At 47.1% G+C, this 16,051-nt stretch carries 15 protein-coding genes; 7 read left to right on the top strand and 8 right to left on the bottom strand.

What is annotated here, in order from left to right; translation table 11 throughout:
• Positions 1–113: 113 nt before the first annotated feature.
• Both ICL07_RS11510 and ICL07_RS11505 read left to right on the top strand, forming a co-directional pair.
• On the top strand, positions 114–638 hold the full coding sequence (locus ICL07_RS11510) for a YceI family protein (protein WP_188088044.1): 525 nt from the start codon (positions 114–116) through the stop codon (positions 636–638).
• Between the two features lie 139 nt (positions 639–777).
• On the top strand, positions 778–2,028 hold the full coding sequence (locus ICL07_RS11505) for a DEAD/DEAH box helicase (protein WP_188088043.1): 1,251 nt from the start codon (positions 778–780) through the stop codon (positions 2,026–2,028).
• Positions 2,029–2,034: 6 nt separating this feature from the next.
• On the opposite strand, the gene ICL07_RS11500 is transcribed toward ICL07_RS11505, so the two are convergent.
• From ICL07_RS11500 to ICL07_RS11480, 5 genes are all read right to left on the bottom strand, one after another.
• A complete protein-coding gene (locus ICL07_RS11500; RefSeq protein ID WP_188088042.1) occupies positions 2,035–2,652 on the bottom strand; it encodes a hypothetical protein in 618 nt (205 codons plus the stop codon).
• A 180-nt stretch (positions 2,653–2,832) separates the two neighbouring features.
• A complete protein-coding gene (locus tag ICL07_RS11495; RefSeq protein ID WP_188088041.1) occupies positions 2,833–3,420 on the bottom strand; it encodes a YceI family protein in 588 nt (195 codons plus the stop codon).
• A gap of 34 nt (positions 3,421–3,454) precedes the next feature.
• Positions 3,455–3,889, bottom strand: a complete 435-nt coding sequence (locus tag ICL07_RS11490; protein WP_188088040.1) for a DoxX family protein — start codon at positions 3,887–3,889, stop codon at positions 3,455–3,457.
• A 120-nt stretch (positions 3,890–4,009) separates the two neighbouring features.
• Positions 4,010–4,513 carry a MarR family transcriptional regulator gene (locus ICL07_RS11485; protein WP_223151807.1) on the bottom strand — a complete coding sequence of 168 codons (504 nt, stop codon included), beginning with the start codon at positions 4,511–4,513 and terminating at the stop codon, positions 4,010–4,012.
• Between the two features lie 168 nt (positions 4,514–4,681).
• A complete protein-coding gene (locus tag ICL07_RS11480) occupies positions 4,682–5,050 on the bottom strand; it encodes a MarR family transcriptional regulator (protein WP_188088039.1) in 369 nt (122 codons plus the stop codon).
• Between the two features lie 90 nt (positions 5,051–5,140).
• On the opposite strand from ICL07_RS11480, the gene ICL07_RS11475 reads away from it, so the two are divergent.
• Positions 5,141–5,689, top strand: coding sequence for a DinB family protein (locus tag ICL07_RS11475; RefSeq protein WP_188088038.1), 549 nt, complete (start codon positions 5,141–5,143; stop codon positions 5,687–5,689).
• Here ICL07_RS11475 and ICL07_RS11470 read toward each other — a convergent pair.
• From ICL07_RS11470 to ICL07_RS11460, 3 genes are all read right to left on the bottom strand, one after another.
• Positions 5,686–6,426 (bottom strand): SDR family NAD(P)-dependent oxidoreductase, encoded by a 741-nt coding sequence (locus ICL07_RS11470; RefSeq protein ID WP_188088037.1) that lies wholly within the window; start codon positions 6,424–6,426, stop codon positions 5,686–5,688. The two genes, ICL07_RS11475 and ICL07_RS11470, sit on opposite strands and share 4 nt — an antisense overlap.
• 161 nt (positions 6,427–6,587) lie before the next feature.
• Positions 6,588–7,097: a DinB family protein gene (locus tag ICL07_RS11465; RefSeq protein ID WP_188088036.1), complete on the bottom strand. Its 510-nt coding sequence runs from the start codon at positions 7,095–7,097 to the stop codon at positions 6,588–6,590.
• 1 nt (position 7,098) lies between these two features.
• Positions 7,099–7,470 (bottom strand): transmembrane 220 family protein, encoded by a 372-nt coding sequence (locus tag ICL07_RS11460; protein ID WP_188088035.1) that lies wholly within the window; start codon positions 7,468–7,470, stop codon positions 7,099–7,101.
• 611 nt (positions 7,471–8,081) lie between these two features.
• On the opposite strand from ICL07_RS11460, the gene ICL07_RS11455 reads away from it, so the two are divergent.
• The 4 genes from ICL07_RS11455 to ICL07_RS11440 all read left to right on the top strand — a co-directional run bounded on the left by ICL07_RS11455 (position 8,082) and on the right by ICL07_RS11440 (position 16,049).
• Positions 8,082–11,318 (top strand): SusC/RagA family TonB-linked outer membrane protein, encoded by a 3,237-nt coding sequence (locus ICL07_RS11455; RefSeq protein WP_188088034.1) that lies wholly within the window; start codon positions 8,082–8,084, stop codon positions 11,316–11,318.
• 31 nt (positions 11,319–11,349) lie between these two features.
• Positions 11,350–13,122 carry a RagB/SusD family nutrient uptake outer membrane protein gene (locus tag ICL07_RS11450; RefSeq protein ID WP_188088033.1) on the top strand — a complete coding sequence of 591 codons (1,773 nt, stop codon included), beginning with the start codon at positions 11,350–11,352 and terminating at the stop codon, positions 13,120–13,122.
• Between the two features lie 131 nt (positions 13,123–13,253).
• On the top strand, positions 13,254–14,768 hold the full coding sequence (locus tag ICL07_RS11445) for an FG-GAP repeat domain-containing protein (RefSeq protein WP_188088032.1): 1,515 nt from the start codon (positions 13,254–13,256) through the stop codon (positions 14,766–14,768).
• Positions 14,769–15,194: 426 nt separating this feature from the next.
• Positions 15,195–16,049, top strand: coding sequence for an EboA domain-containing protein (locus tag ICL07_RS11440; protein ID WP_188088031.1), 855 nt, complete (start codon positions 15,195–15,197; stop codon positions 16,047–16,049).
• The last annotated feature ends 2 nt before the right edge of the window (positions 16,050–16,051 follow it).

The raw sequence follows: 16,051 nt of genomic DNA, 5'->3' as shown, positions 1-16,051 counted from the left end.
AAATTATTGTATAAGTGCAAATAGTCCATCATTTCCGGTATTTAATCCAATACCCGTAACCTGTACCGGCGTTAAATTTGTCAGGTCTTTGAAAACATAAAAAACAATGTGCTATGACTAACTGGAAAATTGATGAATCACACAGCGAAATAGGATTCAAAGTAAAGCATCTCATGATCACCAACGTGAGCGGATATTTTACACGCTTCTCCGGTAGCATCCAGACTGAAAGCGACGACTTTCACGATGCCACCATCTCCTTTGAAGCGGCAGCCGACAGCATCGATACGCAGAACAAACAACGCGATGAACACCTGCGTAACGGGGAATTTTTTGATGCCGATAATCACCCGAAAATCAGCTTCACCTCTACCAAAGTGAAAAAGATAGATGGTGAAAAGTATAAATTGCTGGGAAATCTCACTATTAAAGGCCAAACCCACCCGATAGAACTGGATGTGGAACATAACGGCGTTACAGTTGACCCCTGGGGACAACATAAAGCCGGTTTTGCACTCAAAGGCCGCCTGCACCGCACCGACTACGGCCTGCGCTGGAATGCCACCACAGAAGCCGGTGGTATCGTGCTCAGCGACGAGGTAAAACTCAACATGGAAATACAACTGGTCAAATCCTGAAAAAAATTACGGGTTACGAATGACGAATGAAGTGTATACCTGGCAAGCCCTGATATACGCCGAAACTGCCGGTTCGTAATTCGTAAACCCGTAATTCGTTGCTGAATTGGTTTATCTTCGCCGCAGATAACCAGCGCAAATGAAATTTGAACAGTACAATATATCCTCCGAAATAAAGGATAGCCTGGCTGAACTGGGCTTTAAACGCCCTACAGACATCCAGTTCAAAGCTATTCCCTCCATTTTGAAGGGAGATGATGTGATGGCCATTGCCCAGACAGGTACGGGCAAAACGGCTGCTTTTGCCATCCCGGTACTTCACCGGCTCCAGCAACAGGACCGGCGCTACCGGAAAAGCAAATATGAGGTGAAATGCCTGGTAATGGTACCCACCCGCGAACTGGCCATCCAGATTGCGGAGGTTTTCCAGCAAATTGCACAGTATACGGAACTCCGTATTCTCGCCCTGGTGGGCGGCGTGGACCAGGAACCACAGGTCAGATTCCTGGAAAAGGGTGTGGATGTGCTCATTGCCACACCGGGTCGTATGTTCGACCAGCTGAACCAGCAACACCTGGACCTCTCCAAGGTGCAAACGCTGATCCTGGATGAGGCAGACCATATGCTGGATCTGGGCTTTATCCGCGATATCCGGGACGTGATCCGGCATATCCCCCGCCAGCACCAAACCCTGTTTTTCTCCGCTACCCTCGATAAAGACATCAAAGACCTCGCTTACTCCGTGGTTAATAACCCCATCCGTATCCAGATCTCCCCGGAAGATCCGGTATCTAAAAACGTAACCCACTCCGTGGCCTACGTGGAAATGGACGATAAACGCTTTTTCCTGGAAAGACTGGCCCGGGAGTTCCCTGATAAAAAAATACTGGTATTCGTACGTACCAAAGTCCGGGCGGAAAGAGTGGTGGCAGCCATGGCCCGCGTAGAGATCAAAGCGCTCGCTATGCATGGTGGTAAAGAGCAGGACGACCGCCTCCAGGTAATGGAGGAATTCAAAAAAGGAGATGTCCGCATGTTGGTCACCACCGATGTGAATGCCCGTGGTATAGATATCCCCAATGTGGAATATGTGGTGAACTACGACCTGCCGGACGTGCCGGAAAACTATGTACACCGCGTAGGCCGTACCGGCCGTGGTGTACAGAAAGGCCGCGCGGTATCCTTCTGCAGTACGGAAGAAAAACCATTACTGGCTGAAATCCAGAAGTTCCTGGGCAAGGAAATCACAGAGATGAAAATCAATAAAGGCGAGTACGAAAACACCATCCTCTTCTCGGAAGAAGCGCCCAATGATAACTGGCAGCTGCTCATCGATCAGCACAACGAGGAAATGGCCAAACTGGGCAAGAAAAAGAAGAAAAAGAAATAATAACGGCTACCCATATACTTTTTTCATGCCGCGATAAAGCATTTGCGCCTTGCTGCGCAAGGCTTTGCTGTCGGCAGAGGGATGCAGCACGTCATGGAGTATGGCCAGTCCATATATCAGCGGTGCCTTCTGGAAATTGATGTTATTGTTTTGAAGATCTGTTTTCCAGTTGTTATTGGCGTAGTTATCCCGGTAGGTTTCTTCAATGGCGTCGTATTGCACCTGGCAACTGTCAGCATCAAACCAGCCGGCCAGTGCGGCGATGCCGGTCAGTTCTTCCATCAGGGCCCGTTCTTCCTGTTCTTCCGGTTTAGAGCGGCCAAACAATAATACCATATACAGGGCGGCGAGTGTAACGATAACGGCTATACTGACAGATACCGGACCGGGGCGGTCGCCGGCAATGAGGATAGCAGCTACACTGCCTGCTACCAACGGAGAACGCAGGTAGCCGGCAATCACGCTTTCGCGGTGCAACCGGATACGGAATCCATTTCTTTCTTTCCCTACTATGAGCATGGAACAGACAGGTTTGATGGGAAGTATCACGAGGGTAAACCTGGTTTCAATTTGTTGCCGGTTAAATTTTTTTACTGCACCGAGGAAAATGCTGCCAATGGCCATGGATATATGGGTTTTAAGGATGTGGGCAAATCTATGGTAATTTAGATATTTTTTGATTTACGATTTTTTGATTTCGGGATTTAGAAAAGCGAAAACCCACGCGAGTATTTACTCGCGTGGGTTTTCGCTTTTCTAAATCCCAGAATTCCAAAGTTGTAAATCAAAAAATCCGTAAATGTTTTATTGTTTTACGATTTCTGTATTCACCACGATGTCTACAGTAGGCGCTACGGCATATACACCGGAAGGCAGTTTGTCTGCGTATTTCACGCCGAAGTCCAGGCGGTTGATGCTGGCTTTAGCCGTGAAACCTGCTCTCCACAGTCCCCATGGGTCTCTTACCACACCATTGTAAGTAACGTCGAAGGGTACACGTTTAGTCGTGTTGCGGATGGTAACGTCTGCCAGCATGATGTATTTGTTGCCGGTGACTTTTTTGAAGGATACGCTTTTTACGCTGATATCAGGATATTGCGCGGCGTTGAAGAAATCATCTGTTTTCAGGTGGCCATCACGCTGATCGATACCGGTGTTGATGCTGTTTACATCGGCGGTGAACGCTACATTCGCGTTCTGGAAATTAGTGCTGTCGGCAGTTTCAACCGAGCCGCTGAATTTGGCAAAATGACCCTGAATGTAGTTAATACCCAGGTGCTTAACGCTGAAAGTGATGGCGGTATGGGCCGGATCGGCATTCCATTTTACTTGTGCAAAGGAGGCAATGCTGGCTAATACCAGGAGGGCGGTAGAGAAAAATGCTTTCTTCATGTTTTGTTGTTGTTTTATGGAAAGAAATTAAAAACTATTTAGTCAGCTGACGGTCTACAGACCAGCGGCCTGCTCCTTTAATCAGCAGGGCCAACAGGATACCCAGTACCAGCAGGTGGTATTCGAATCCTTCACCTGCCTGGTTACCGCCCCAGTTCATAAAGAAGCCGTTGGCACTATGTACGGAGGTCGCTACCAGCATTACAGCTGTCAGCATCAAGGCCCATAAACGGGTAGTGAAACCCAACAGGATCAGCAGAGAACCAATGCTTTCGGTGATGATCACCAGGAAAGCCAGGATAGCAGGAGTACCGTTGGAGGTGAAGTAATCCATGGTGCCTTTGAAACCATGACCACCAAATGCGCCCAGCAGTTTCTGCAGGCCGTGCGGCAGCATCACAATCGCTACTGTTACACGGATGATAAAGGAAGTAAGGCTGTTATCTGTTTGCAATAAGCGCTTAAACATAAAAAGGGTGTTTAGTTGTTATAGTGTTTAGGTATTATATAAAGTGTAAACAAATATTGTATATACAATTGTTAAGGTAAAAAATAATCTCCCGAAGGAGAATTATTAGCCCTGGGGACATCAGTCACGTAATCTATCCAGCAAATCTCCCAACAGCTTCACTTCTTCCTGGCTCAGCTTCTTTGCCAGCAACTGATCGTTCTCATCCATGGCCGGGTCCAGCTCTTTCAGCACTTCCATGCCTTTATCCGTGATTTCGATCTCTACCTTTCGACGGTTGGTAGGGCATTGTATACGTGTCAGCAATTCCTTCTGGCGTAGTTTCTCCACCAGGCGGGTAGCGTTGCTCATCTTGTCCATCATGCGCTCCTGTATATCCAGCAAATTCAGCGGATTGGGCCGGCTACCCCGTAAAATACGCAGTACATTATATTGCTGGGATGACAGATCATACTTCTTCAAAAGCTGTGAAATGCCCACTTCCAGCCAGTTTGCCGTAAAAACAACGTTTAACATGGCACGCTGATAGTCGTTCGCAAATTTTACCTGTTTTATTTCATCCTCCAGTTTCATAATTACACTTACCACTGTTGTATATACAACAAAGGTAAGTGTATTTTTCATTCCGGCAAATTTTTTTAAAAAAAGTAAAAGACTACTGACAAGGGGTTGTCACAAAGGAGTGGTTTCTTTGTATAACAAAACGATACTACTATGATAAACACTACAACTGCACCTGCTACTACTGCTGCTATCCTGGCTGACTACGCTAAAGGCGTCGCCGCTTATGAATTATGGGCAACCAAAACCCTGGTGGAATGGCTGAAGTATACGTGTCAGCAATTCCTTCTGGCGTAGTTTCTCCACCAGGCGGGTAGCGTTGCTCATCTTGTCCATCATGCGCTCCTGTATATCCAGCAAATTCAGCGGATTGGGCCGGCTACCCCGTAAAATACGCAGTACATTATATTGCTGGGATGACAGATCATACTTCTTCAAAAGCTGTGAAATGCCCACTTCCAGCCAGTTTGCCGTAAAAACAACGTTTAACATGGCACGCTGATAGTCGTTCGCAAATTTTACCTGTTTTATTTCATCCTCCAGTTTCATAATTACACTTACCACTGTTGTATATACAACAAAGGTAAGTGTATTTTTCATTCCGGCAAATTTTTTTAAAAAAAGTAAAAGACTACTGACAAGGGGTTGTCACAAAGGAGTGGTTTCTTTGTATAACAAAACGATACTACTATGATAAACACTACAACTGCACCTGCTACTACTGCTGCTATCCTGGCTGACTACGCTAAAGGCGTCGCCGCTTATGAATTATGGGCAACCAAAACCCTGGTGGAATGGCTGAAAACAAAAGATGCCACCCTGTTGGAAACACCGGTGACATCCAGTTATGGTACCATGAAGGAAACCCTGAAACATATGATGGAAACTTCCGCCTGGTGGACAAAAAACCTCCGCAACGAACATCCGTCACTCACCTTTGGTCCTTTGGTGTGTAATGAATCTGTTGCGGAAGTATTGGATAATGTGTTAAAACAGGCGGAAGAATTAAAGGAACTGGCAGACAGCCTCACACTGGAGCAATTAGTACAATCTTATCCGGTAACCATCCCGTTTGCCGGTGATTTCAATATACCAGGCCATGAAATGCTGCTCCAGGTGAGTCATCACTCTACCTATCACCGTGGACAGATCGTTACCATGGGCCGTCACCTGGGTATCACTGACGCTACCAATACCGACTATATGTTTTACCAGTTGGTGGCTGCCAAACGTTATTAACTGTTGGTGCCTCCATCAATAGTGATGGCAGTACCGGTAATATAACCGCTTTCCGGCGAAGCCAGGAAAGTGACCAGTGAGGCAATGTCTTCTACTGTACCATATTCTCCCAGGGAGATGTTTTTCCTTTGTGCATCGGCATGTTCTCCATTAGCGGGGTTCATGTCGGTGTCGATAGGTCCGGGCTGTACAAGGTTCACTGTAATCCCTCTGGGACCCAGGTCGCGGGACAAGCCTTTGTTGAAGGCTGTCAGCGCCGATTTGCTCATCGCATACAAGGTACCGTAAGGACCGGAAACCCTGTCAGCCATACAGCTGCCGATCGTGATGATACGGGCGCCCTTACTCATGTGTTTGGCGGCCGCCTGGGAGCCTACGAACACAGCCCTGGCGTTAATGTCCATTGTATAATTGTATTCCTCGATGGTATAATCTTCAAATGGTCTCAACACGGCCACACCGGCGTTGTTAACGAGTATGTCTATACGGCCAAATGCTGCTACCGTTTGTTCTACTGCTGCTACAACCGCGGAAGGTTCGGCGCTGTTGGCGGCAATAGCCAGCCCGCGCTGTCCTTTACGGGCAAGCTCCGCTGCTACGTTCGCGGCTTTTTCTGCACCATTGTTATAGGTAAATGCAACGGTGGCGCCTTCAGCTGCCAGTTGCTGAACAATAGCCGCTCCCATACCGCGACTGCCTCCTGTTACCAGGGCTACTTTATTTTCCAGACGTTTCATACGAATTGATTTTATGCCTGCAAAGCTAGGAGGGGCGCGGGGATTAAAGAAGAGGAGACATAATTGTTAAGGACTAACCTAAATGTTAGTCCTTAACAGGATGCTTTCTTTGTAAAGAAATTGAATAACATCGTAGTCCAGGGCTTTTAGCCCTGGGACCACTATAAATATCTTTCGCGGAGAATACGGAGGTGATGTATCTGGTGCCCCACCATGGTGAAGCCCATAGCGAGCGCACTCATCTGGTACTTCCAGCAGGCGCCGTAGCGCAGCAGTGCCTCGTCCGGCAGGCTCCGGAATAATGACAGGGTAGACTGTCTTACAAAGATCAGTTCCTGCAGGATGTCTTCCAGGGAACGTTGAGCGGTAAAGGCATTGCCGGCATATAAGTCCTGGTCAAAACCCGGCGCGGTGTTCTTATCATTACGGACAAACAACAGTGTACGGAAAGCAAACACGCGCTCGGTATCAATAATATGCTGGAACACGTCTTTAACGGTCCATTTGCCGGGCGCATAAGCATAGTCGCCTTTGGCTGACAGCGTAGCCTTGTCCAGCGTTTGCAGCTCTTGCAACGACTGCTCCAATGCTTCCATAATAGTAACGTCTGGTACCTGATCAATGTACCGGCCAAAATATTCAGGGTCCGGATAGATAGCCTGCTTTTTCATATTATGCTTTCTTTTTGGCGTAAAAATAATTAATGCCCAGCACAGCGATGCAGATGAATAATCCGAAAAATTCCCGGGTATCTTCTATCCAGGGTTTTTCCGCTTTCATCGTTTGCGCAATATTCTCTGCCTGGTGCTGAGACACCCAATCCACCACACCATCTTTGGTGAAGAATAAATAGAGCGCATATACGAAATAAATAGCGATGCCTGTCAGGTACCAGCGCGGGTAAAACCGTTGCCTGGCCGCCAGTCCGCAGCACACGGCTGAAAACAGGTATATAGGCATCCATACATACGGATCAGGGTCGTTATATTGTAACCCTGCGAATACAATAAAGATGATGCAAAAGAAAATGTTGAAAAATTTCATGGACTCGGAACAATTAAGATGTTAAACATACATAAAAGATCAAGTGCTTGTACTTTTTTAGCCCTAAAGTATTGTACTTTTTTATCCGGCCGGTGTGGAATACTGTAAGAATACCGGTAGAATTTTTTTCTATTTAGAGAAATGTTAAAACAACACTTGTCTGAGCGAATTTATTGTTATATATTCGACTTATTGTAAGAAAAATTCCACGTGAGAACCAAAATCTGAAAGCGGAAAGTGTTGGTACTAATTTGAGCCGATTCTCACTTGTTCATTGTCAGCAAATCAATTGTTTACTAAAAAAATCTTGAATTGACCGTTTAGTTAAACCTTGGTGTAAACATGCCCGCATCCATGTCTTGCATCTTCAAATTGATGGTTTTTAATTGTTACACAGACAGTTATTGTTTGTACTGTTACTGCCGTTCCGCATCCTGCAGTAACCGGACGGATAATGCCTGTACATGATCTCCTGTTGTGCCTGACGCCGGATACGCCGGTATCGGAACGGGGAAGTTATGTCTTCAGCTGTCTGCCGGACAAAGGATCATACAAGACAGGTATTTTATTTTTTAACCGATTTTTCTAAAACGTTACCCTTCAACCACGTTATGAAAAAACATTTTTACCAGGGGCTGGCCGTACTCCTATGCGGCATGCTGCTATTATTCGGCAGTAGTAACGTATTCGCACAAACGAAAGTTACGGGAAAGGTGTCTGACAAAGCTTCAGGCAACCCATTGCCAGGTGTTTCGGTATATGTGAAAGGTACCAATCGAGGTACCGCAACCGATCCCAACGGCAGCTTTACCATTGAAGCCAAATCGGGAGCAATATTGATGTTCTCTTTTGTTGGCTACGATCCGCAGGAAGCAACCGTCGGATCAGGGCCAGTGAATGTACAACTGGCCGAAAAAGTAGGTTCCCTTGAAGAGGTGGTCGTAACCGGTTATGCCAGCCAGAAGAAAAAAGACCTCACCGGCGCGGTAGCGGTGGTGAAAGTGGAAAACATCACCAGGCAACCCACTTCCCAAATCTCCAACCAACTACAGGGGCAGGTATCAGGCATTACCGTGGTGGGAACCGGCCAGCCTGGCCAGGAGCCGCAGGTGACCGTGCGTGGCAGAAACACGTTTGGCAACAATACACCGCTCTACATCATAGACGGGGTACCCATCTCCAACCTGGCGGATGTAAACCCGAACGATGTGCAAACCATGCAGGTACTGAAAGATGCGGGCGCTGCCTCTATCTACGGTGCGCGTGCAGCCAACGGCGTTATTATCATCACTACCAAAAGAGGTACTGGCAAAGTAAAAGTACAGTATGACGGTTACTACGGCACACAACGCCCTCAGGGCGGTAACCCCTTTCATATCCTCAATCCACAGGAACAGGCCGACCTGCTGTGGATGGCTACCCGTAACAGTACCAACGGTACACCGGTATTTAACGACGTATTGTACGGTAAAGGTGATAAACCGGTATTGCCGGATTATATCTTCCCCGAAGGGGCTATGGAAGGAGATCCCCGTGTAGACCCTTCCAAATATTACCTCATACCGGACTACAAAGACCCCGGCCTGCTGAATAAGTTTTACCGTATCAACAAAGCCAACAAGCAAGGTACTGACTGGTACCATGAGATATTCAAACCGGCTCCTATCACCAGCCATAATATTTCCGTGGCAGGTGGCGGCGATATAGGCAGCTACTTCTTCTCCATGTATTATTTCAATCAACAAGGTACGCTCACCAATACCTATAACAAACGTTACGCGGTAAGAGCTAACAGCAGCTTCAATGTAACGGATCATATTCGCGTGGGTGAAAACATGGAGTATTCCATTATTCAAAACCCACAGATAGGTATCCTCACAGAAGGAAGCGGTATCGGTATGGCTTTCCGTGAACAAAGCATTATTCCGGTATATGATATCAAAGGCAATTATGCCGGTACCTGGAACGGCGCACTGGGTAACGCCCGTAACCCGGTAGCCATACAGGACAGGTTCGGTAGCACAAAAGCACTCGCCAGCAGATTGCTCGGTAACGTGTATGCGGAAGCTGATATCATGAGAGACTTCACCTTACGTACCTCTTTTGGCGGTGAAATCTATTCTTTCAATAATCATAGCTTCACTTATCCGGAATATGAAAACAAGGAAAATACCAGCGTAAACTCTTATACAGAAACGACCGGTAATGGTTATGACTGGACCTGGACCAATACCCTAAGCTACCATAAAAAAATCGCGCGCAAGCACGATCTGAAAGTAATGGTGGGTACAGAAGCCTTCCAACAGGTGGACCGTACGCTGAATGGTACCACCACCAACTATTTCTCCTTCGATCCCAACTTTACCACACTGTCTTCCGGTTTCGGAACACCGGTGAATGGTAGCATGTATGGCTCTAATACGCTGTTCTCCTTGTTTGCCAGAGTAGATTATTCCTTTAATGATAAATACCTGCTGGGCGCCCTGATACGGCGTGATGGTTCTTCCCGCTTTGGCGCCAACAACCGCTATGGTAACTTCCCGGCGGTGAGCGCCGCCTGGCGTATCTCTCAGGAGGAATTCATGAAAAGCATCACCTGGATATCGGACCTGAAACTCCGTGGTGGCTGGGGGATCATGGGTAACCAAATCAACGTGGACCCTGCCAATGCATTCACCACGTTTACCTTTAATAAGGCCACTTCCTTCTACGACATGACCGGTTCTACCAGCAGCCTGGCTACCGGCTTTATGCAGGGAAGAATTGGTAACCCGAACGCTAAATGGGAGAGCAATACCAATTCCAATATCGGTGTCGATGCAACATTGTTTAAAGGTGCGTTAGAGGTTTCTGTTGACTACTACAGCAAACAAATCAAAAACTTGCTGTTCAATCCTGAACTGCCAGGGGTATACGGGGCTGCAGCCCAGCCTTTCGCAAACGTTGCAGAAATGAACAACCATGGCTGGGACTTTTCCGCTACCGGTAATATACAATTGGCCTCCAAACTAAAACTGACCCTTACGGGAACTCTCACCAGCTATAATAACAAAATTGTCAAAATATCTGAGTCAGCTCCCTATTTCGAAAGAGAAAGCCGCCGTTATGGAATGGCTATTATCCGCAATGCTGTAGGAAAGAGTATCAGCGAGTTCTACGGCTACCAGATTGAAAAGTTTTGGGATAGCCAGGATGAAGTAAATGCTGCCAATAATGCCGCTAAAGCAAAATATCCAGGTCTGTCGGAATATCAGCAAGCTGCCGCTCCAGGCCGCTTCCGTTATAAAGATGTAAACGGCGACGGTAAAATTGACGCACAAGACCGCACCTATCTCGGTAATCCTAACCCCAAGTTTACCTATGGACTGAATATTGGCCTCAACTACAAAAACTGGGATTTCACCATGTTCATCTATGGAGTTCAAGGTAACAAGGTTTGGAACCAGGTAAGATGGTGGACGGATATTTACGGTTCGTTCAATGGGGCAAAAAGCAAAACAGCCTTGTACGATTCCTGGCTGCCTGACCGAAAAAATGCTACCGCACCTATCCAGGAGCTGAAACCCAACTTCAGTACTTCAGATCCTCCAACTTCCTATTATGTTGAAAACGGCTCCTACCTCCGCGCTAAAAACATGACATTGGGATATACTTTCCCTGCTTATATGCTGAAAAGAGTAGGTGTAGAAAAATTCAGGGTATATGTACAGGCGGCCAATGTGTTTACCATCACCAAATACACCGGCCTCGATCCTGAAATTACCGGTAACTCAGATTCTTTTGGTATCGATGAAGGCGCCTATCCTAACCAACGTCAATACCTGGTAGGTGTTTCCCTGAGTTTCTGATCTGATTATCTGAATTGCTAAACTGAGAAAAATGAAAACATTACGATATACAAGTGCAATATTGCTCGTCACTGCACTGCTGAATAGCGGTTGCTCCAAGAACTTCCTGGATAAGCCGCCTTATAGTTCATTGTCTGAAGATATCGTCGCCAATAAAGATGGGGTGAATTATCTGCTGGTAGGCGCCTACGCGGCGCTCGATGGCGGCGGTACGCCTACTTCCTCACTGGGTGGTGGCAATGCCTGGGAAGCTGCCAGCACCAACTGGGTATACGGTAGCGTGGCCGGCGGCGATGCTCACAAAGGCAGTGAAGGTACTGACCAAACACCGATCAATGAAATCGCTATCTGGCAGCCCAATGTGGCTAACTCTTTCTTCAATACCAAATGGAGAGCGGTATTTGAAGGCGTGGCCCGCTGTAATAATACCCTGCGTGCCATGGCGGCGGCTAAAGATATGTCTGATGCCGAAAAAATACAGGTACAGGCGGAAGCCCGTTTTCTCAGAGGGCATTATTATTTTGAACTGAAGAAGATGTTCAATAATGTGCCCTATGTAACGGAGTCTACTACCGATCCGCTGGTGCCCAATAATGTGGACATCTGGCCTAATATCGAAGCGGATTTCAAATTTGCACAGGCTAACCTGCCGGAAACACAGGCACAGGTAGCACGCGCCAATAAATGGGCTGCGCAGATATACCTCGCCAAGACTTACCTCTACGAGAAAAAATATCCGGAAGCTCTGGCGCTTTTTGTAGAGGCTATCAACAAAGGAAAAACATCCAATGGATTGAACTACGCGCTGACGACTAATTTTGAAGACAACTTCGATGCTTCCAAAAAGAATAATTCGGAGTCCGTATTTGCTATTCAGATGTCAGCTAACGATGGCACTAATGGCATTGGTAACGCGAATGAGGGCGATATGCTCAACTTCCCGGCGAACTTCAAATGCTGCGGTTTCTATCAGCCCTCTTTTGATCTGGTGAATTCTTACAGGGTAGATGCTAAAGGCCTTCCTTACCTGGATAACTACAACGATCATCCGGTGAAATCCGATATGAACATTTCATCCGATCAGCCTTTCACACCCGATCCTGGTATGGTAGATCCGCGCCTGGACTGGACCGTAGGCCGTCGCGGTGTTCCGTATCACGACTGGGGGTACTTTGCTGGTTCCGACTGGATACGCGATAAAACACAACGTTATGCCGGTCCGTATGCCACTAAAAAAATGGTGTATTGGGATTATAACAAAGACAAATACATGGACAATAACTCCTGGGCGCCCGGTACCGCTATCAATGTGTTGCTGATTCGCTTTTCCGACGTGTTGCTGATGGCGGCAGAATGTGCTGCTGAAACCGGCGATCTTGGAACCGCGACGACTTATGTAAACCAGGTGCGCAGCCGTATGAAAGACCATCCGGAAAACTGGGTACATGATTACAAAGACCCCAGCAAACCGGTACTCGGATTCGATCCCAATAAACCATTGCCTTACTATAGCATCGGTCTTTATGACGTTTTCCCCAGCCAGGATTATGCCCGTAAGGCAATCCGCTTCGAACGTAAGCTGGAACTGGCAATGGAAGGGCATCGTTTCTTCGATATCTCCCGTTGGGGGATCGCAGACCAGGTAATGAATGCTTACTTTACTTTTGAAGGACAGATTACAAATGATGTGACCGGCGGCCACTTTACGAAAGGGAAAAATGAATATTTCCCTATTCCGCAACGCCAGATTGACCTGACGCTGAAGAATGGTCAACCGGTATTGACACAAAATAAAGGTTACTAAATCAATTAGAAATTGCGAATTACGAGGGGCTCCCATTCATCATGGTGAGCCCCTCATTTATAATTAATAATTCATAATTTGTAATGATAACCAGCATTCCCAAATTTGTCATTCGTAATTCCTAATTGTTTATGAGAGCTGTTCTCACCACCTTATTCCTCGTTTTTACCGGCCTCGCCATCTTTAGCAGTTGTTTTGCTCCGTCTGCAAAGGAGAAAGGGAAAATGCTGGCAGATAAATATTGTTCCTCCTGTCACCTGCCGGTGGACCCTTCCCTGCTGGACAAGGAAACCTGGACCAAACATGTATTACCGGCTATGGCGCCCAAACTCGGTATCCGGGTATGGTCCGGCGATCAGTATTACCCCGTGGAAGGAAAGCCTCAGCCAGGACAAATATCTTTCAATGAGTGGGTGGAACTGGTGAAGTACTACGAAACGCAGGCGCCTGCAAAACTAACGCCGGCCAAACCGCCGGTGCCATTGCAGCGCGACTGGTTTGGGTTTTCCATGAAACATCCCGTGGGAGTAGATTCACCCGGTTTGGCAGCGACTACGCTGGTGTCTTTTGATACGGCTACCCGGCATATTTTTACCAGCGACAGCTATACAAGTACGCTGGATACCTGGGATAGTTCCCTGCGTAAAACCGGTTCCCGGAAGATGCCTTCGCCGGTGGTAGATATCCTGTATACCCGCGATGGCGGGAAATCATCACCTGCAATCATCACCCAGATCGGTAATATGAGGGCCCTCGATGCCCCTGCCGGAATTATAAGCGAACTCAACATTAATGATCTGCATAGCAAACAAAAAGACCTGATGCCTTTCCTCAAACGTCCGGTGCAAACACTGCAGGCCGACTTTGATAAGGACAGTCTTGTTGACCTGTTGGTGTGTGCTTTCGGCCATAACCAGGGTGGGCTGTATTGGCTGAAACAGTTGCCGGATCATCGTTATGAGCAGAAAACAATCACGGAAGTGCCCGGTGCTATTCACGCCGCAGTAGGCGATTTTAACGGCGACGGATGGCCGGATGCCATGGTCCTTTTCGCCGCAGCGGATGAAGGAATCTGGTTATATGAAAACGACCGGCACGGCGGATTTAAATCTACCAACCTGCTGAGATTCCCGCCACTCAATGGTTCTACCAGTTTTCAGCTGGTAGATTTTAACCAGGATGGTAAACTGGATATTCTATATACCTGCGGAGATAATGCAGATTTTTCTATGGTGCTTAAACCTTATCATGGTTTGTACGTCTATATCAACGAAGGTAACAACAGCTACCGCCAGGCATGGTTTTATCCGGTGAATGGCTGTACTAAGGCTGTAGCGGCCGATTTTAACCTGGACGGTAAAACAGATATAGCGGCGATTGCTTTTTTTGCAGACATGCAAAATAATCCTGCGGAAAAATTTATTTTGTTTGAAGGAAAGGACCATCAGCTGAACTTCACGCCCCATGCGCCTCCTATCGAAAAGGAAGGGCGCTGGATTTGTATGGATGTAAAGGATATTGATGGCGATGGCGATGAGGATATCATACTAGGAAACTATGGCCGGGGCTTTGTTATACTGGATGGATATAAGCCTGATTGGAAGGAGTATCAACCCTTTATAGTGCTGGAGAATAAACAGAAATAAAAAAGTGTAACGATAAATTCGTTGGTTTATTTGGATAAGAAGTAGAATAATCTGTATATTACAGCCGATATATTTTCCACGAACGGGTACACATATTTGTCGGGTCACACATTTCAAAAAAATGCGCTAATTGTTACAGATGTAATGTACCTTCGCTCTTTCAATTTTAACTCATCATCACAACAAGATATTTTCGTGGAGCCGCCGCTGGCGCCATGAAGAAAGATATCCTGATGCATAATCAGGTTTTAGAATGGCGGAAGGAGAGGCAGCAATGCCTCTCTTTTATTTTTATAACCACCTATCAAATATTATCCTGATAATTCATAAAATCTGGTCAATCCTGTTTACTTTTAATCAGAAATCAGTGTTATCACTTTAAACAGGATCGTCCAAGTGGTGGAATATGTATACGATAGGCAGAAAATGAGCGAAGCTCTTGCTGCCATTATTGCCGGCAATAGTAGTGAACAAACCAGAGAATGGCTACAGCAGCGACTGGAGAAGGTTGCATCCATACCGCAGTTTAATCAGACTTTTACCGCGATTCCCCGGTTCACCGGAAAAAATGAAATCACCGTATCGCCGGAACAGGCTGCAGTATTGCAACAGCTGGTACCCGGATTCTTCGTACAAGGGTGGACGTTAGACCGGCTGATACGTGTATGGTGGTTGCTGCAATTGGATAGTGCCAACAAAACAGTGTATCTCGATACGATAGAAAAACTTTTTCTGTCGGCCGAAATGAACGAACTGGCTGCTCTCTACAGTGCCCTGCCGGTACTGGCTTTCCCGGATGCCTGGAAACTTCGTACAGCCGAAGGCGTTCGATCCAATATCGGTGTGGTACAGGAAGCCATTATGCTGAAAAATCCATACCCGGCCCGCTACCTGGACGAACCCGCCTGGAACCAGCTGGTGATGAAAGCGATTTTTACAGAGAAACCGCTGCACCTGATCAGTGGCCTCGATGAACGCAGTAACGCCGCATTGGCCGCTATACTCACCGACTTTGCACACGAACGCTGGGCCGCCGGCAGAAGAGTATCACCTATGCAGTGGCGACTGCTCACTGCTTTCGTGACAACGGATAACATGGCAGATCTCACCCGGGTATGGCATTCGGCCGACCAGGTGGAGAAAGCCGCTGCGGCCCTCGTGTTTGCCGGTACCAGCTTTGCTCCGGCCAAAACCTTGCTGGCAACAGACCCGGCACTGACGAACGATATTCAAAATGGTACCCTCACCTGGGACACCATCGCTGCAAAATTATCCCAATAACT

Origin of the sequence: Chitinophaga qingshengii, assembly GCF_014529935.1 — a bacterium.
GTDB lineage: Bacteria > Bacteroidota > Bacteroidia > Chitinophagales > Chitinophagaceae > Chitinophaga > Chitinophaga qingshengii.
Note: the sequence above shows the minus strand (reverse complement) of the source record. Positions and strands in the feature narration are given on the sequence as shown.